Source organism: uncultured Aquimarina sp., from assembly GCF_947492965.1.
In the GTDB taxonomy this organism is placed as follows: domain Bacteria; phylum Bacteroidota; class Bacteroidia; order Flavobacteriales; family Flavobacteriaceae; genus Aquimarina.
Window position 1 is genome coordinate 1 of the sequence record NZ_CANLOZ010000003.1, and the last position, 19,383, is coordinate 19,383.

Here is a 19,383-nt window from a genome sequence, read left to right on the forward strand (position 1 = left end):
AAAAATTACAGCATTATATTTAGCCATTTTTACAAACATGTTTACGCGCTATCAAAATGCTAAACAATTAGCTTGTTATTGTGGGGTAGTGCCTTTTGAACATACCTCTGGAACTAGTATAAGAAAAAGGTCTAAAGTCCATCATATGGCTAATAAAACACTAAAAAAACAATTACACTTATGTGCTTTATCAGCAATACAATATGACCTAGAACTCAAAAATTACTATAACCGAAAAGTAGAAGAAGGAAAATCTAAAATGCTCGTCATTAACAACGTTAGAAACAAACTTGTGCATAGAGTCTGTGCTGTAATAAAAAGGCAACAACCTTATCAAAAAGCTGCTGCCTAATATTTTAACTTTTAACCCTTGATTTTATCATGGAAATCTGGGGAATACTGGGGAGTTTTTGATTAACATTTGCAATAATGGAAAAGAACTAAAAAAATTAATTGAACAATCCATAGAAACTTATAATAACAAAAGACCACATTGGAGTCTTAACTTAAAAACACCTAACTTTATACATAACAAAAAATCCCTCGAAGCTAGCTAGCTTCGAGGGATTAAATAAAATCTTGTAAAATTGTCAACCTATTTTAGGACGACTCATAATTTTAAATAAAAAGTTTAATGAATGAGATTTCATTTTTAGACAGATCTGTATCTATTTCATGTAGTCCTTTTCCTGTAAGTACAAAACTAAACGTAATTTCATCTTTTTGTTTTAGGTAAAACTGATTTATTTCTTTCGAAGAACTATTATGATTACAAAAAGCCACATAATTTTGTTTACCTATTTGATCTAGTTTTTCTGAGACTATGTCAAATTTAAGATCATTCATTTCTTCTATATTTCCTTGATTATCCTTAATATAAAACCTATTATTTTCAAAATAGATTATTCTGCTATCGACTTTGTAGTCATACCCTTGAATCACTTTTGTATGTAATATCTGTAATTCATAATTGGAATTAGAAAAGCTTTCAGCCAAATTAGCTGTAGATTCTTTAATTTCTTTTGGAAGTTTATAGGAGTCAACCTTTGTCACATAACAATCTGACTTCATCTCTTTAACAACCTCTTTTTTAGTAGAAGAACAAGAGATCAGAATAATTAACAACACTAAAGATCTATTTTTCATCAGTTTTGCTATCAGATTTTTTATAATAATCATAATTCTTTTTTATTACATTAATTACTTTTTCTTTATTTTCATATGTTCCTAAAAAAATAGACTCAACGCCTATGGTATATGTTGCGCGTAAGGGTATTTTAATACCTCTTGAGTTACTGACTTCTCCTCTTATTATGTTTTCAATATGAGAAGCACTGGATTCATCTATTTCTTTATTCTTATTACTCTGATCTAAAGATTTACTGGTAATCGTTTTTGGACTATCATTCATATAATCAATATCAGCTTCAAAAGGGCTACTTGTACCATTATCATCTTCAATAGCATGTTGTAGCTCATGAGCTATTACAAATTCATTACCTTGATTTCCATCGGATTGTTGATCTAAATCTATGCTGATATTTGTATCATTTCCAGTTTCTCTATTTTTAGTTCCAACTTGTTCCACACTAGAGCCTTTTCCTTTATTAAAACTTATTGAATGAGTGTTCTTAGACTTTTTCAGTTGTCTAAAATTTGCTTTATGAGTTTTAGATTCTCTACTTAATTGTCGATTTCTACGTTTAAACTCTCTTCTGGCTTGCCTAAACTCTTTACGGCTTTGTCCTTCCTGTCTAACATATTTAACACGCATTCCATCAGGATCAAAAAGCTGTACAGGGTTATTGAAAACATAACCATAAGGATTTATTCCATAATAGACTTCCCCAAGAGGGTCAATATTCATCCAGCGCCCAATACTAGAATCATAATTTCTCGCTCCAAAATCTAACCATTGTAGACCTAACTCATCATTTTCTTCTTTCCCACTAAAACCATACTTATGTTCAGATACAATCAGATCATTATATCCTTTATGTCTCATTCCAAAGGGATAATAGTTTTTCTCTTGCATGATTTCATGCGCATAGTCACTATCCCCATCAACATCTACATCATTTCTGAGAACATCAATTTTACCATCCTTGTTTTTGTCAGAGTAAGATAATCTGATATTTCCTAGTTGGTCTTTATATTGATAGATGTAATCATAACTTCCATTTCCATTGGGTTCTACATATCCTTCAGCTGTGCTCATAAACTGTAACTGTCCATTCTCATAGATATAGTTCCCAGCATATTCCGTTGTTAAAGAACTTCCACCAGAGACGATCTTTTTTTGTTTGACTCCAGTAGCGTCGTAAATATAGCTAATATTTCCCACGTTGGATCTTACCTGATCATTTATTACAACCGATGTTGGCAGGTTTAAATGATTGTAAGCGATATTAGTTATTCCTTTATTACGATCTACTGTCATATTACCATTTACATCATAAACATAATCGTTATTGGTATTAGTACCATCTATAAAACCTTCATCCTTATGAACTGTGGTTATCGCCTCTCTAACTTTTTCTAATTTATTATTGGAGTACGTATAATAAAGCTCATCAATGGTTTTGGTAGCTCCTCCTCCAGGTCTTCCATTTCTGGTAATTCTTCCGATATTTCCATTTTTATCATATGCAATCCCCCAAATACTATAAGCATCTCCAGCCATTAGCGAGTTGTCTTTAAGACTATTAGCTCTGGTAATTCTATTAAGGGCATCATACTGATAAGAATACGATCTTTTGGTATTATCATTAGCCGTTCTCCAGATGGTTTGGGAAATATTACCGTTGTACAACTCTGGTACATCATAAAGCCCTTCTACGTCTGTATAATTAATTTTAAAAGTAAACAGATCGTCTCCTATATTAGCTACATCATTAATATCGGTTAGCCATCCACGTACGTTGTATTTGTAATCTATGATTTGAAGTGGTGCTTGTTCTGCATTTCCTACTTTTTTATTTTCTAACTGTCCCAGATCATCGTAATTGTTTTGTACGATTAATTCTTGTGGATGATTGCCGATTTGTTGTTTTTGAGTCAATAATCGTCCCATATGATCATAGGTAAAAGTATCTGTGGTAACAATGGCAGCATTACTCCCTTTAGTATGTGTAGTTTTTACTTGGATTGGTTTTCCAGTAAAATCTAATTCATTTTCTATCTTATCAGTAGTGTTTAAATAATCATTACGACTACCAGTCCAAATAACCTGTCCTTTGGTATCATAGGCCATCACTGTTGTGATCCACTGATCTGTGCCTAATACACGTACTTTAGATCCTGTAGCCAATCCTTTGGTGGTATTGGAAGTAGCTATTCCATAGACACTGGCCGGTTTGTTCATACCATCTCTATCGAAAGTATAGTTGTCGTAGTAATTGATGGTTAAAACTTTATCCATAAATCGCGGTATTGCATTGTTTGTGTAATACACCGCAGTTCCTGCAATAGTGGTAGCACTTGTTTTTTTGGTTTCGTATGCACTATAGACTGTATTGGTATCGGCTGAGTTTTGTAGAGATACTCTGGATTCGTTATTTTTTATAGACCCTGTATAGACAACTCTTCCAAGTGCATCATATTTGGTAAATAGCCAAACACCTTGTGCTTTTAATAATGCATCCTGTGTCATCACTGGCTGATCTAGTTTGTTGTAAACGATATATTCCCAACCTTTTCCTGGTATTTTCTTTTCGATCAATCTATTACGGTAGTCATATTTGTATTGGTATCCTAGTTCACTAAGCTCAGTGGTAGATACACCATTTGCTACTGTAATCTTAGGAGGTAATACAAAGGTTAGATTCCCAAAATCATCATATACATAATACGTGTCATGAGGAGTATTGTTATTAAATGTTCTTTTTAAAATAACCCGTCCTAATTTATCAGTATACTCCTGTGTAGTGTGATCGTTTTGATAGCTTTCTGTCCAGTTTTCGTCTTTGGTAATGGTAACAAAAAGTTCATTTGCTGGATAATCACCAACTTTTACTAATGTTGGTTTTTCTGTGTCGCCACCAGTAAAGTTTACTTTAAAATACACTACATCATCTGCATCACTATTTAGAGTTCTATCCAGTTTGATGGTATGATCGTCTCCTGTAATACTCCCTTGCCAATCTGCTCCTGGTGCAGCTTGTTTTAAGGGTCTGTTTAATGGAGATGCTTCAAAAATAGTTTCCGAATATGGATTAGGCGTATTCTGATATTTTGGAGTGTTATAAAAAGCATTTAATTCTGCTAGTGGATTGGTATAGATATCACCATTTTGTGTTTCTTCTGATGCGTAAGGTAGGTACTCTTTGGCTTGTCTACCGTAGTTATCATATGCATAGTGTGTAATGATATCTTTGGGTTTGGTCCGTTGGATGAGTTCTGTAACAGGTACGCCATTTCCATCAATTTTAGTCAACACAGGATTCCAAAAGTACTGACGTACATTGGTGTCTGTAGCATAGTATAAATAACTTCTAAATCGTGAAGTGGTCGTATTGTTTCTCCATTTAAAATCATTTCCTGATTTCACTTTAGTACCATTGATATCATAGACACCACTAATACCAGAATTACCACCACTATAGGTATGCGGATGTACGACTCCAACTAATAAATACCATTGATTCAGATTTGGCATATCTCCAGACCAGAAATAAGGATTATTGTTAGCGGTACCACTTAAATTGTTTACGTTTTGTGTTCCATGATATGTTCTTCCGTCTTGCGATCCGGTACGTTTTACCCAAACGGTATAACTATAGGCTACATTTTTATCCACTGGGATATAATCAGTATTCCAACCACCATCAGCATCGTTATTGCTATCATTACCACATCTCCATACAAGAGATTCTTCTCCAAAAGGATTGGTGTCAAATATTCTTTGGTTATCAGAAGATTGGCCATTGATGTTAAATAAAGGAGTAGTTCCTGTGCCTACCGTCCAATCATCTGTCCAATCTAAGATATTGGTGTTTTGTTGTTGTCCACCAGCTCTAACGGCTATCGATTGTTTGGCTCTTCCTAAACCATCAAAATAATTTACCGATACAATCTTATCACTTTCTAATACTTCAGATTGCTCACCTTCTTGCACATCGGTTTGGTAGGTGGTGGTTTTCACATAGTTTTCTGTTTGTGTCTGTGCGCTTAGGGCTGTAATGCATAATACAGCGATGGCTATTAGTATGTTTTGTAATGTTTTCATGATACTGCTGTATTAGTTGTTTGTATAGTGATATTCATTTTCTGATAAAATGTTTCCATCCTGATCTTTTACCTTAGCTAATCGATGAAAATTATCATATTCATAGTACATCACATATCCTTTTGGGTCTGTCATGCTAGTGACTCCTACAGATGGATTGTAGGTATAGGTAGTTACCTGTGCATTGGCAAAAAATGTGTTATCTCGTAAGTTTTTTAACTGAGTTCTCAGCGTATTTTCTTCGCTAATTGAATTTTCAGAATTAGAGGTTGTTTTTATTTGATTGATAAGATTGGTGACAGCTGTAGGCATTCCTGTATAAGAAGCATTGGCAATTTTTGCAATTGGGTAACGATTATTGTATCCCCACACAAATATGATCGAGGTTCCATTGGCTTGGGTTACTTCTAAAGGATTTCCATGGGAGTCGTATTTTTTATAATACATACGATCTTCTAGCGTGGTATTTCCTTTGGCAAATTGCACCTTTTCTGGTAAGGCAATGCCCTGACCCCAATCTTTGTAAATAGTTTTACGAGTAGCTAATTTAAGAGTAGTTTCATCTTCCTTGATGGTGCTACTTTCTGTTTGGATCACTTCGGTAAGACGATTGCTAGTTACCAGTAATTGACTACCTGCATCGCTAAAATCCTTCGGATAAGAAAACATACTTTGTTCTTTAGCGCCATCGATTCCCGTAGTTGTGCTAGTACGTAGTAAATAGTCTACAGTAGGATCATAACTCATATTGCTTACTGTAGTAGTTTGCTTGTCATCAAAGTATTGAGTAGACTTCACCTGGATCGTATTACCAGCAGTACCTTGCATAAGATTTCTCTTTAAAGAAAGGGTAGAGAGATCAAATCGTTCAATGCAAGTAGCTCCTGGAGCATCACATCCTGCAGGTCGTTGCGGTGTATAAGCTCTATTTTCTGCCTGTACGATTCCACCAACTCCTGCACTACCTACAAATCCTTGAAACCAAACAGGTTCTAAATGGCGGTACCTGTATTTATTTGTAGAAGCATCGTAATAAATTTGTATGTATTTGATGCTATTGTTTTCATTGTGAGTAAGAGAAATTCCGGCTGTAGAAAAATATAAAGGGTTATTGTAGCTGTTTTCTGAAGAAGAAATGGTATCATTATCAGCATTAAAAACAAAGTTCTTTTTTTCCTTACCCACTTTGTATGTTGGGATAAAACTATTAGTAAAAGGCCTTATTTCGTTGGTAACGATTCCATCGGATCCCGTGTTAAATTCATGAACAGTGCGTCCATTACCTGTACTACCATTTAGAATATTCTCTTCATATATAGTAACTTTTGGGTATACCACATGAGGTTGGTTACTAGATGCTCCTGCTAATCTATGTAGAGTATAAGCAGTAGGATTACCTGGTTGGTTGGTAATTACTTTAGCTGTTGTATATACCAGTGTAGGATCAAAAACTGTTTTACCAGAATTGTATACATATTTTTTAGAAGATACTTTTTGGTTATTACTGTCGTAATCTGTAATTTTTTGGATACGAATTCCTGCTTTTAAGAATTGTCCATTGGTTGTTTCTGTTTCATCAATTTGTTCTTCTCTAAATACCCGAACATTAGAAGTTCCAGATAGAGAATTTACCAAAGTGATTTGATAGGTGCCTGGCTCTAAAAGAATTTGTCTTCTATCCGCGGTACCATAATTACTCCATAAGACAGAAGAGCTTATTTGTCCCGTAGATTGATTTACAATTTGATCGTAAGGAATTACAGTCGGAGTAAAATCAGGATCTATAAGAGGGTTGTCATCTCGATTATCACCAAGATCAATATTTCCAAATACTCTTAAAATATAAGCTTCTCTATTTCCTAGTCCAGTTGTTTTATAGTCTAGTTCGTAATAGTAAGGTTCTGTGATCGTAAATAAGTTACTTTGAATTTTTGGTATTACATCACCAAATTTGTCTTCACATGCATTTCCACAAACATCTGCATTCGAAGGATCATGACCACCGGTTAAACTTGCTCCTCCATATACTACTTCTCTTGTTACAATAGTATTAGAAGATCCTCCACTGGATGCTCTATTGGATCCATAAGTAAAGGTGGTATATCCTCCTGTTGGGTAGGTGATTTTGGTAAGCATCCCTGTTTTAGCTTTGTCAAAATCTGGTAATCGGTTTGCTCCATTATAGATATCTCCATTTCTAGTGTATTGTGGATATAATACCGAGTTATTCTTGCCATTATAAAATCCCATATAATCCTGAGAAAGGGATTTTCTGGAAGGTACTCCTGGAGCATTATCATATGTAAAAGAATATTGTTGATAGCCATTGTCATTGGCATCCGTAATCTCTATATTATCTAGTTTTAGACGAATATCATAAGCATCACTATTGGCAGGATTTGCTGAAGGAGAGATTCCAAAGTAAGAATGTGTAAATTTTATCTTTTTAAGTATTGGAGCTATTAATCCACTGCTCTGTGGAGTATAAATTCGCAATTCATCTAGTCCACTAGGCACGGTCAGTTTCATGTCATATCTATTTTTAAGAACAGTGGATACGATCAATTTTCCATTGTGTTGTATTTGACTTAAAAAGGACTGATTTAGCTTAGTAACTGGTTGAAAGGTGGATCCACCTGGATTGCTAAAGGTGTTTCCTCCAGGATTATCTGGCATGGGATTGGTAGCATGACTTACTGGAGCCGATGAAAAAGGTTGATTCCAATATCCTGTACTGGTATAGCTAAATTCATATGTATCCTTTAATGTTGGAGACTCTATTTTGGTTAATAACCAAGACGATACATACTCTTTAATCACTCCGCCTGTGGCAGAAGCGTCATTACCCTGAGTATGTGTTTTTTCTTGCTGTTCGAAATAATATTTAGTTCCGTTCTCACTGGTAATGGTCCAATGGCGAATATATCCGGATCTATAGTATTCTACTTTAGTTCTTGGGTTTTTAAGACCTCGAGCCTGTAGAGTTTGCATATCAATGACTACCATCTCGTTAAGACCTGGCGCATTAACACTAAAAAAGTCTTGCTCTATTTCTTTACGTCCTTTATTTACGCTTTCTAAAAAGTAGAAGTAATCGATAGCTTTTTGTTGTGTATCAAAAGAGAAATTGTTTGCAGTATATTCAATAATTTTTGATCTGACGGAATTATCGAAGATGCTTTGATAATCGGAATCGATATAATCATCGGGCATCCCATTTACAATTCTCGAAACACGACCGCCAATAGTAAGGTTCCAACTAAGACCTACCCAAGAGGCTTGCTGTTCGACTTTTACACCTTGTGCATCATATGATAATTGAATAGGTAACCCTAATTCCTGACCTGGATATTGATACAATGGAATACTGATTTCTGGAGTTCCAGTATATAAGCTTACAGGAGTATTACCGAATTTAGTTAAAGTGGCGGCTTCTGGCGCTGTGGCAGCGCTGGCGATTCGAGTGACTTCTTCACTGTAATCTACTATAGGACCTGCACCCCCAGGAATGGCTTGACTATATACCCCCAAGCTCATGCTGAGTAGTAGCATTAAAACAATTTTTCTCATAAAGTGATTTTTGATGGATTTGATTTTATTTGTTGTGTTTTAATTCTGTTTTCTATCTCTTTTGTGTCATAAAGAATAAAATTGTTACCTCTGTTTTTTGATTTTTTTCTAAAAATGTTTTTCAGGATTTATTTTAATTTATGAAATAGAGAAGTGTTTGGAAGAATAAGAAATAATGGCGACGCTACTGAGTACTACGTTGAATATAAGTAAGAAGAAGAGCAATATTTTACAAGTATGGTAGTGGTTTATCGAAATATCCAACAAAAAAACCCAGCCTACAATGGTAAGCTGGGTTTTTGATTATTATTGTATCACTTCTCCATCTTTATCATGGAAGTGATATTCTAAATACGTGTAAGCGTCTCTAGGTATAACTTTTACCCATCTCTTATGGTCAAAAAACCACTTAGATCGGGCGGATGGAAATCCTTTGGTTAAAAAAGCTGCAATAAAAGGATGCGCGCTTAGCGTCAACTTTTTATGATCTTTTTTAATTAATTTTTCTAAATCGACCTTTATTTTATCTACTAAAACTATGGGCGCCTCAACTTCGCCATTTCCTCCGTTTGGATTGTCCTCACGGGTTTTGATATTCATTTCTGGTCGAACGCGTTGTCGCGTAATCTGAATCAAACCAAACTTACTTGGTGGTAAAATTTTGTGCTTCGCCCTGTCGTCTTTCATCTCTTCTCGTAAGTGGTTAAAGAGTGTTCTACGATTATCAGCATTATTCATATCTATAAAATCGACTACGATAATACCTCCCATATCTCTTAGACGTAGTTGGCGGGCAACTTCGGTTGCACTGATTAGGTTGACTTCTAGTGCAGTGTCTTCTTGGTTCTTGGCTTTGTTAGATCGGTTACCACTGTTTACGTCAATGACATGCATTGCTTCAGTGTGTTCAATTACCAAATAGGCTCCCTTACTCATGGATACCGTTTTGCCAAAACTGGTTTTAATTTGTCTTTCAATACCGTATTTCTCAAATACCGGTACTTTAGACGTGTGTAACTTTACAATTGATTCTTTTTTTGGTGCAATTTCTTGCAGATACTCTTTAATTTGGTTGTAGAGATCTTGTTCATCTACAACAATAGAGGTGAAGGTATCATTAAAAACATCTCTTAATATCGAAGATGCTCTGTTCATTTCACCCAAAATTTTTGATGGATGGTGTGCTTTGTATAATTTTTTACACATAGACTCCCATCGGTCCATCAAGTTTTGCAAATCTCTATCTAGCTCTGCTACTTTTTTGCCTTCTGCTACTGTACGTACAATAATTCCAAAACCTTTTGGTTTGATACTTTTTACGAGCCTTTTTAGACGTTCTTTTTCTTCTGAAGATTCTATTTTTTGCGAAATAGAAACTCTACTAGAAAAAGGTACCAAAACAATATATCTACCAGCAATCGAAAGTTCAGAACTAATTCGAGGGCCTTTTGTAGAAATAGGTTCTTTTACTATTTGTACTAATAGCGATTGATTTGATTTTAACACGTCGGTAATAACGCCGTGTTTATCAATATCGTTCTCAAAAGAAAAATTCTTAAGAGAGTAATCTTTTACTTTACCTGTGCTTACACGTTTAATGAATTTAAGTAAAGAAGATACTTGAGGACCCAGATCATGATAATGCAAAAACGCATCTTTTTCATACCCTACATTTACAAATGCAGCGTTTAAACCTGGAACAGCTTTTCGAATTTTGGCAATAAATATATCACCAACCGAAAAATTACTGTCGTCTTCTTCCTTATGTAATTCAATTAGTTTTCCATCCTTTAATAAGGCAAAATCTGTAGAGGAACCAGATCTAATGATCAATTCTTTGTTCACTCTGATTAGATTTTTATTCCGAATGATATCGGAATGGATTAAACAAATTTTTTCACAGGAATTTTTAATAATTCCGTTGAAACAAAGTCTTATAAAGGTAGTGATATAAGAAACTCTATTTCGATTTCAAAGAACATTCTTAAATACCAGAAAAAGTAGTTAGAAAACTACTTTTTCTTATGGCGATTAGCTCTTCTTCTTTTTTTACGCTTGTGCGTAGCTACCTTGTGTCTTTTACGTTTCTTACCACTTGGCATAGTGCGTCTTATTTATTGATTATTAATTTTTTACTTAACTTCTACGTTAGTTTTTACACCTTCAACAAACACTTTCGCTGGCTTAAAAGCAGGAATATTGTGTGCAGGTATTTTGATTGTAGTGTTTTTAGAAATGTTACGCCCAGTTTTTTCTGCTCTCGTCTTGATGATGAAGCTTCCAAATCCTCTTAAGTATACATTGTCTCCACTCTCTAAAGAACTTTTTACTTCTTCCATGAATGTTTCAACAGTTGCCTGAACATCTCCTTTTTCAATTCCTAGTTTTTCTGAAATTTTTGCTACAATATCTGCTTTAGTCATTATATTACCTATTTAGGGGTTTTTAAATTTTCAAGGGGGCAAATATAGCAATTTAAAATCCAAAATATCAATACTTAAGATGAAATTATCATCTTTTAATGGTTTAATTTTACAAAACTTAAGAATTCCTTATGATTTTCTCTAAAAAACTCATTTCGTGGTACTTACAAAACAAAAGATCGATGCCCTGGCGAGAAACTACCGATCCCTACCGTATTTGGTTAAGCGAAATTATCTTGCAACAGACTCGAGTTGCGCAAGGATTGCCTTATTATTTAGCTTTTACAGAGCAGTATCCAACCGTTTTCGATTTGGCGAATGCAGAAGAGGAACAAGTACTAAAATTATGGCAAGGTTTAGGGTATTATTCGAGAGCTAGAAACCTACACACTACTGCAAAATATGTTGCCAATGATCTTCATGGTGTTTTTCCCACTTCATATAAAGAGTTATTAAAGCTTAAAGGAGTAGGAGACTATACTGCTAGTGCTATTGCCTCTATTTGTTATGATGAGGTAGTACCTGTGGTAGATGGAAATGTATATAGAGTGTTATCCAGATATTTTAATATTAGCACTCCTATTAATAGTACAGAGGGAATAAAGGAATTTAAAAAAGTGGCGATAGAGGTTATGGAGCAAGAGGAACCTGCTACGTACAATCAGGCAATCATGGAATTTGGAGCTTTACAATGTAAACCACAAAATCCTTATTGTATAGTATGTCCTCTAAATGATAGTTGTGAGTCTTTGCAAAAAGGAACTGTAGCGTCATTGCCAGTAAAATTGAAAAAATTAAAAGTTAAAAAACGATATTTTAATTATTTGATCTTTTTGGTAGACGATAAGCATACAGTGATTCGTCAGAGAACAGGAAAAGGAATATGGCAGAATCTATATGAATTTCCATTAATCGAAAGCGATAAAGATGTGAATTTGGAATATGTAGAAAAGCATGCAATACTAAAGGAAAGTATGTCAACCTCTTCCTATAATATAACCGTGTATGAAGAAGAGTTTAAAATTCATAAACTTTCGCATCAGCACCTGTACACACGGTTCTATATTATAAGGACAGATAATTCTCCTAAGTTTGATGATTCTTGTCAGTTAATACCTATTGATAAAATCAAAGAATATCCTGTTCCTATATTATTAGGTAATTTTATAGATTCCTTTTTTAAGGTATGATGCTTTTTTATTACATTTACTATAATTAATAATAAAGAATATGTCTGGAACGTTGAATAAAGTAATGCTTATTGGCCATACGGGTGATGAGGTAAAGATGCATTATTTTGAAGGAGGAAACTGTATTGGTAGATTTCCACTGGCAACTAATGATTCTTATGTAAACAAAACCACAGGAGAAAGAGTTACTTCTACCGAGTGGCATAATATAGTAGTACGCAATAAAGCTGCAGAGATCTGCGAAAAGTATTTAAAAAAAGGAGATAAGGTATATATCGAGGGTCGTCTAAAAACCAGAAAATGGCAAGACGAACAAGGAAAAGATCGATATAGTACCGAAATACAGTGTACTGATTTTACATTTTTAACACCTAAAACTGAAGGTCAGCACTCTGAAATAGTTCCAGAAAAACAACCAACTATGGGTAATACTCCATCGGTTAGTACACCACAATCGGTTACATCTTCGCCAACAGAAATGGAAGAAGATGATCTTCCGTTTTAATTTGTTTAACTAAAGAGCTATAATTTGGACCCTGATCCTGAACCGTTATTTATTGTTTTAACAACTTTTGATTCGATGCAGGCAATCAATCTGATTGTCCTTGTTATACTATTGATCTGTTCGGCATTGATCTCCGGCAGCGAGGTGTCTCTATTTTCGCTTACACCTTCTGATCTAAAAATAGAAGGAGAAGAAGAAACAATTCATCAAAAAATAATCTCAAAACTACTAAGCAAGCCAAAAAAACTATTGGCTACGATTTTGGTAGCTAATAACTTCATCAATATTGCTATTGTATTGCTTTTTAATACTCTAGGAGAGGTGTTTTTTAAAGATCTTGATGATTTAGTAATTCCTTGGGCCACCTGGATTGATGTGCGATTTGTAGTAGAAGTAATTTTGGTGGCTTTTCTAATTTTATTATTCGGAGAAATACTACCAAAGATATATGCGAGTAGAAATAAAGTAAAGTTTGCAAGTTTTATGGCGCGTCCTTTGCAGTTTCTAGATTGGATCATTACTCCAATTAGTTTACCTATGCGTAGTGTTACCTTGTTAATTCACAATAGATTAGGAAAACAAAAATCCAATATTAGTGTAGATCAACTATCACAGGCATTGGAGTTAACATCGGATACCGATACTACTTCCGAAGAAAAGAAAATATTAGAAGGGATTGTATCTTTTGGAAATACAGATACCAAGCAGGTGATGAAGCCTAGGATTGATATTTTTGCGTTAAATAAAGAAAAGAAATATGCAGAGGTACTTCCGGAGATAATAAAACAAGGATATTCGCGTATTCCTGTATATGAAGATAGTATCGATAAAGTGGTAGGGATTTTATATGTAAAGGATCTTTTGCCATACATTAATCATAAAGACTTTGATTGGGTTGGTTTAGTTAGGGATCCCTATTTTGTTCCTGAAAACAAAAAACTAGATGATTTGCTAAATGATTTTAAAGATAAAAAGAATCATTTGGCTATTGTTGTAGATGAGTATGGAGGTACAAGTGGACTAATTTCTTTAGAAGATATTATCGAGGAGATTGTAGGAGATATTAGTGATGAATTTGATGATGTAGATTTGGTGTTTTCTAAATTAGATGATCAAAATTATGTATTCGAAGGAAGAACATCACTAAAAGATTTTTACAAAGTACTAAAACTAGAGGATCATTCTATTTTTGAAAATAAGAAAGGAGATGCAGAAACGATTGCTGGTTTATTGCTGGAAATGTCAGGAAGTTTTCCTAAAATAAATGATATAATAACGCTGGAACAGTACGTTTTTAAAATAGAATCCTTAGATAATAAGCGTATTAAGAGGATAAAACTAACAATTAATGACGAAGAGTAGGCTATACATATTTTTGACTTCTATCATAATAGGAGTATTGTATTCATGTGGAGGTGAGACCTTACCAAAACCAAAAGCAATGTTGCGTTTATCGTATCCATCTCCAAAATATGAAAAAGCCTTGCTAGATTGTTCGTATTCGTTTGAAAAAAATAGTTTAGCTTCTTTTCAAAAAGCAAGAAATAAAAAGACTTGTTGGTATAATCTAGAATATCCACAGCTAAAAGCTACTATCTATTTGTCGTACTATGACATTGATAAAAATTTAGATTCCTTATTACGTGATGCTCAAAATCTAACTCAGGAGCATTATATCAAAGCTGATAATATACAATCTAGGGATTTTGTATATCCAGAGAAAAAGGTCTACGGAAGAATATATGAAGTTAGTGGAAATGCAGCTTCTTCTTGTCAGTTTTATCTAACGGATAGTGTACAACATTTTGTCTCTGGTTCGGTTTATTTTAAAGTGAAACCTAACTACGATTCGATTCTTCCTGCTGCAAAATATCTAAGAAATGATGTAATCCATTTTATGGAAACAGTGCAGTGGAAAGAATAACGCTAAACGTTCGTTAATTTTTCTATATAACGAATTGTAGCTTATTTATTTTATTGATTTTTGCAGCTTATTAATTATCAATGCAACAGACTAAGCTTAAATGGATATATCTGGCGATATTGTCGTTAGTATGGGGTAGCTCGTTTATTTTGATCAAAAAATCTTTGATTGGACTTACACCAATGCAGTTAGGTGCATTGAGAACCTTGTTTGCTGCGGCATTTTTGTTTTTGATAGGTTTTCGTAGTATGAAAACCATTAAAAAGGAAGAATGGAAATGGGTGATAATATCAGGTTTTTTAGGAACCTTTATTCCTGCATTTCTTTTTGCTTTTGCAGAAACCGAAATAGATAGTGGTGTAGTATCGGTACTTAATTCGACTACTCCTCTAGTTACATTAATATTAGGAGTTGTGCTATTTTCTATAAACTTTAGTAGAAATCAGCTTATTGGAGTCATCGTTGGTTTAATAGGTTGTTTAGCACTTATATTAGAAGGAGCTTCTGTGAATCCAAATCAAAACTATTGGTATGCCGGTTTAGTCCTTTGTGCTTCGGTTTGTTATGCTACCAACGTGAATATTATAAAAAGGTATATGCAACAGATTTCTCCAATTGCCATTGCTAATGGTAATTTTATCGTGTTGGTAATTCCTTCGCTTATTGTTTTATATTATTCAGATTTTTTTGAAGCTGAAGTTGTTCAAAGTCCAGAAGTACATACCAGTTTGATGTATATATCCATACTTGCGGTTATAGGTACTGGTATCGCAAAAATATTATTCAATAAATTAGTGCAGATTAGCAGTCCTGTTTTTGCTACTTCTGTAACATACACCATACCTATCGTGGCATTGATGTGGGGGTTATTAGATGGAGAGGAATTTTCTTTTTATCAGGTATTGGCAGCAGGGGTAATTATTCTTGGAGTGTACATTGCTAACAGAAAAAAATAAAGGTCCGTATTACTACGAACCTTTATCATCTTTTGTCTTGAATTAGATTTTATTTAAAATCTTCATCACTTACTCCTTCGTTCACTTTAATTTCTGAAACATTAAAATCGAATTTCTGAGGACCAGCAGCAATGGAGATAGTATGTGGAAACTTGATACCATTTACCTCTTTGTAGTTGCTATATCCAACAGTAGAAGGAATCTTTTGTCCTCCTTGTTCTTGGATAACGATATCCTTTACTTTAAGTCCTGTTTCTGTATCAAAGAATGAAGTTTTCTTATCACTTATTTTTACCTTGTATGCTTTTCCGTTTTCGTATGGCTCTATGCCTTCTAGTGTAGCATCTGTATTTTTTAATTCAGAAAATGGATGTGAATCCTTTTTAGCATCAGCAATCTGCGCTTCTGTGTAGTCGATTTTCTGGCCTTGCGCCATAACATACCCTTTAGTTCCATCGAAAACATTTTTGTTTACCGAATTTCCGCCAAATAAGATATTAGAAAGTGTTTGGCTTTTAGAGGTCACTTTAAGAATCATATCTAAGGTAGCTCCTCCCATAGATGCTTGAGCTGTTGTAAATGTAGAAGTAACTGCTTCTAATTTATCTTTTCCTCCAATAGCTTTAAAATAAGCGTCAAAAACAGATTGAGCCGTAACTCCTTCTGGTAATGCAGTGTTATAATCTGGTTTTTCGGTTTTATTTCCGAATTTATCAAAATATAGGATAGGGATTTTCTTTCCTTCGAATTGGATTTTTTCAAGGTTTTCAAGAACATCACTTCCTTTACCAACTAATACAATTCTTGCTTTATCTAAATTAAAATATTTATTAGCAATTCTTTTGATATCTGCTTTACTAACAGCATTAATTTTAGCAATAAAAGTTTCATAGAAATCTTTTGGAAGATTCTGAGTTTTGATATCAATACTTCTAGAAGCAATTGTTCTATCGTTTTCAGAAGCTAAGATAAAGTTCCCTAAGAATTTTGCTTTTGCATTTTTTAATACTTCATCATCAACATCTTCCGTTCTGATTCTTTTGATTTCCTTTAATGTTTCTACAACAGCGCTATCGGTTACCATGTTTCTTACTTTGGCAGTAACTCGAAATGCAGTCTTGAAATTTTTATTTCTAGGCATTGTAGATCTCGCACCGTATGTGTATCCGTGCTCTTCTCTTAAATTCATATTTACATAACTACCAAAAGATCCTCCTAGGATATAATTAGTAACCAGCGCAGCATGATGGTCTTCATCTGCCATTTTAAGATCAGAAATATTCATAATTGCCATTTCTGTTTGTACAGCGTTAGGCATATCGATAAAGTTGATCTGTCTGTATTGAGCATCTTTTACATCAGGAATGCCAAAAGAAGGTGCTTTTCCAGAGGTCCAAGAAGTGAAATACTTTTCTACAAGATCTTTGGCCTTATCGTTATTGATATCACCGCTAATTACCATATAGGCATTTGCAGGAACAAAGTTCTTTCTATAATATTTCTCTACATCTGCTAATGTAATATTGCTTACAGTTTTTTCCGTTATGTATTCTCCTTCAGGATGGTTTTTCCCATAAGCTAATACACTTCGTACTCTACTTGCAACAGCTTCAGCACTGTTTTCTCCAGATTTAATTCCTTCAATAAGTTTCTTTTTTTCTAGATCTAATTCTTCTTGTGTGAAATTTGGATTTAAAGAAGCATCTGCGAATAGTTCAATGATTCGGTCAGAGTATTTTGATAATGACTGTGCAAAACCGCCAGATGCACCAACATTTACAAACGCCCCAAGAAAATCAACTTCTTCATTAAAAGCGTCTTTACTAATGCTTTTAGTTCCTTTTCCCATCATTTCCGAAGCGATTGCTTCAATTCCGGCTTTTTCTCCTTCTGCATTTGGAGGATTGTCTAGGGACAAGCTTACTGTGATTCTTGGTAGCTTTTTATTTTCTACCACAAGTACCGTTAAACCATTACCCATTTTAAAGGTATAAGGTTCTCCTAAATTAATTACAGGTGTAGGTCCTGATTTTGGCATTTTAGATCGATCTATTTGCGCCTGAGCACTAACAGCAACCAATACAAATGCTATGATAAAGATTATATGTTTTTTCATCGTAATATTCTTTTTTATTATTTACTCGACTCAGGTAAGTAGTCAAGATTAAGACGTTGGTTTTTATTTAAGTATTTTTTTGCAACGTTCTGAATGTCTTCTCTTGTAATAGATCTGTAAATGTCAATTTCTTTATTGATCAAACTAGTATCATTATATAGCATTTGGTATCTAGCTAATGAATTAGCGATCCCTTCTATACTAGAATTGGAATTCACAAAGTTATTTTCAAATTGATTTTGAAGTTTCTTAAACTCTCTCTCAGAAATCAATTCGTTTTGTAATTTTTCGATTTCAGCATCCATTTCTGCTTGTAGTTTATCCAGACTTACATTTCCAAGAGGCAAGGCACCCATAATATAAGTTCCGTAGTCCTCTTGAGCATCTGTAAAAGCTAGTACCTGCAATGCCATTTTTTTGTCTTCTACCATATTCTTGTACATTCTAGAACTATTACCTCCAGTAAGAATTGTAGATATGTAGTTTAAAACATAAGCATCTTTATCTGTCTGTTTTGGTGTTCTGTAAACCAGTACTTTTGCAGGAATCTGAATGTTGGCATCCTTCTCTGTTGCTTTGATCTCTGTAGTAATAGGATCTTCTTTGATTACGGTTCTGGTTATTTTATCACCTGTATTTTTTATAGGACCAAAATAATCAGCAATCATCTTCTTGGTGTCTTCAATCTGAATATCTCCTGCTACGACTAAAGTTGCATTATTTGGATTATAGAATTTTTTGTTGAAAGCAATAAATTCATCAAGTTTAGCAGCATCTAAATCTTCCATACTTCCGATCACAGATTGTCCGTAAGGATGCTTTTTGAAGATGTATTTGTTAATTCCAGTTCTGTAGATAATCTTTCCATAAGGAGCGTTATCTATACGTTGTCTTTTCTCTTCTTTTACTACTTCGTTTTGAGTATCTACACCTATCTTATTAATCACTGGGTGTAACATACGTTCTGATTCCATCCATAATCCTAGCTCTAGATTGTTAGATGGCAAAGTCTCGTAGTAGTAAGTTCTATCTTGAGTGGTATTTGCATTATTTCTTCCTCCATTGGCAGAAACGATATCAAACCATTTTCCTCTTTCTATATTTTTAGTACCCTCAAATAATAGGTGTTCGAAAAAATGGGCAAACCCTGTTCTTCCTGTTTCTTCATCTTTAGCGCCTACGTGATACATCACACCTACCGTTACAACAGGTGCTTTGTTTTCTTGATGTAGAATTACATGTAGACCATTATCCAGGTCATACTCTGTGTATTCTACTTCTTGCGCATTTCCTGATACTGCCATCAGGAATCCACAAGCAATTGTGTAAAGTTTAGTTTTCATTTATAACAATTTTGTTTATTGAATTTGTATGCAAAGATCGGATTTTGTTACAATTTAAACGAAAAAGAATTTTAACGTTGTAAATAGCTAGTTACTAATAAATTAACAGTTCTTTAAGGTTAAAAGCCG

14 protein-coding genes are annotated in these 19,383 nt (G+C 34.1%); 7 read left to right on the top strand and 7 right to left on the bottom strand.

The window, feature by feature from the left end:
• Both Q1B37_RS08175 and Q1B37_RS24235 read left to right on the top strand, forming a co-directional pair.
• The coding region (locus Q1B37_RS08175) for an IS110 family transposase (RefSeq protein WP_299897690.1) at window positions 1-352 on the top strand (352 nt) is incomplete at its 5' end.
• Window positions 353-410: 58 nt separating this feature from the next.
• Window positions 411-557, top strand: a complete 147-nt coding sequence (locus Q1B37_RS24235; RefSeq protein ID WP_366944310.1) for an integrase core domain-containing protein — start codon at window positions 411-413, stop codon at window positions 555-557.
• A 61-nt stretch (window positions 558-618) separates the two neighbouring features.
• On the opposite strand, the gene Q1B37_RS08180 is transcribed toward Q1B37_RS24235, so the two are convergent.
• The 5 genes from Q1B37_RS08180 to Q1B37_RS08200 form a co-directional block, all read right to left on the bottom strand.
• Window positions 619-1,146 carry a hypothetical protein gene (locus tag Q1B37_RS08180; RefSeq protein WP_299897693.1) on the bottom strand — a complete coding sequence of 176 codons (528 nt, stop codon included), beginning with the start codon at window positions 1,144-1,146 and terminating at the stop codon, window positions 619-621.
• Complete coding sequence (locus Q1B37_RS08185; protein ID WP_299897696.1) at window positions 1,136-5,227, bottom strand: DUF6443 domain-containing protein; 4,092 nt, start codon at window positions 5,225-5,227, stop codon at window positions 1,136-1,138. Before Q1B37_RS08185 ends, Q1B37_RS08180 begins: the two co-directional genes overlap by 11 nt.
• Before the next feature lie 12 nt (window positions 5,228-5,239).
• Window positions 5,240-8,797, bottom strand: coding sequence for a hypothetical protein (locus tag Q1B37_RS08190; RefSeq protein ID WP_299897699.1), 3,558 nt, complete (start codon window positions 8,795-8,797; stop codon window positions 5,240-5,242).
• 306 nt (window positions 8,798-9,103) lie between these two features.
• Entirely contained in the window at window positions 9,104-10,642 is a 1,539-nt protein-coding gene (locus Q1B37_RS08195) for an Rne/Rng family ribonuclease (RefSeq protein ID WP_299604988.1), read from the bottom strand.
• Window positions 10,643-10,929: 287 nt separating this feature from the next.
• Window positions 10,930-11,220, bottom strand: a complete 291-nt coding sequence (locus tag Q1B37_RS08200) for an HU family DNA-binding protein (protein WP_024768281.1) — start codon at window positions 11,218-11,220, stop codon at window positions 10,930-10,932.
• A 131-nt stretch (window positions 11,221-11,351) separates the two neighbouring features.
• On the opposite strand from Q1B37_RS08200, the gene mutY reads away from it, so the two are divergent.
• The 5 genes from mutY (at window position 11,352) to Q1B37_RS08225 (ending at window position 15,795) form a co-directional block, all read left to right on the top strand.
• Window positions 11,352-12,410: an A/G-specific adenine glycosylase gene (gene mutY / locus Q1B37_RS08205; RefSeq protein WP_299897702.1), complete on the top strand. Its 1,059-nt coding sequence runs from the start codon at window positions 11,352-11,354 to the stop codon at window positions 12,408-12,410.
• Window positions 12,411-12,450: 40 nt separating this feature from the next.
• Complete coding sequence (gene ssb, locus Q1B37_RS08210) at window positions 12,451-12,915, top strand: single-stranded DNA-binding protein (RefSeq protein ID WP_299604992.1); 465 nt, start codon at window positions 12,451-12,453, stop codon at window positions 12,913-12,915.
• Window positions 12,916-12,939: 24 nt separating this feature from the next.
• Entirely contained in the window at window positions 12,940-14,277 is a 1,338-nt protein-coding gene (gene gldE, locus Q1B37_RS08215) for a gliding motility-associated protein GldE (protein ID WP_299897705.1), read from the top strand.
• A complete protein-coding gene (gene gldD, locus Q1B37_RS08220) occupies window positions 14,264-14,839 on the top strand; it encodes a gliding motility lipoprotein GldD (RefSeq protein WP_299897708.1) in 576 nt (191 codons plus the stop codon). Before gldE ends, gldD begins: the two co-directional genes overlap by 14 nt.
• Before the next feature lie 80 nt (window positions 14,840-14,919).
• The gene (locus Q1B37_RS08225) at window positions 14,920-15,795 is read left to right on the top strand and encodes an EamA family transporter (RefSeq protein WP_299897711.1); all 876 of its coding nucleotides are present in this window, start codon (window positions 14,920-14,922) and stop codon (window positions 15,793-15,795) included.
• Between the two features lie 49 nt (window positions 15,796-15,844).
• Here the strand turns inward: Q1B37_RS08225 and Q1B37_RS08230 are convergent, their stop codons facing one another.
• Together Q1B37_RS08230 and Q1B37_RS08235 are read right to left on the bottom strand one after the other, a co-directional pair.
• On the bottom strand, window positions 15,845-17,911 hold the full coding sequence (locus Q1B37_RS08230; RefSeq protein ID WP_299897714.1) for a pitrilysin family protein: 2,067 nt from the start codon (window positions 17,909-17,911) through the stop codon (window positions 15,845-15,847).
• 17 nt (window positions 17,912-17,928) lie between these two features.
• Window positions 17,929-19,254, bottom strand: a complete 1,326-nt coding sequence (locus tag Q1B37_RS08235) for a pitrilysin family protein (protein ID WP_299897717.1) — start codon at window positions 19,252-19,254, stop codon at window positions 17,929-17,931.
• Window positions 19,255-19,383 lie beyond the last annotated feature (129 nt).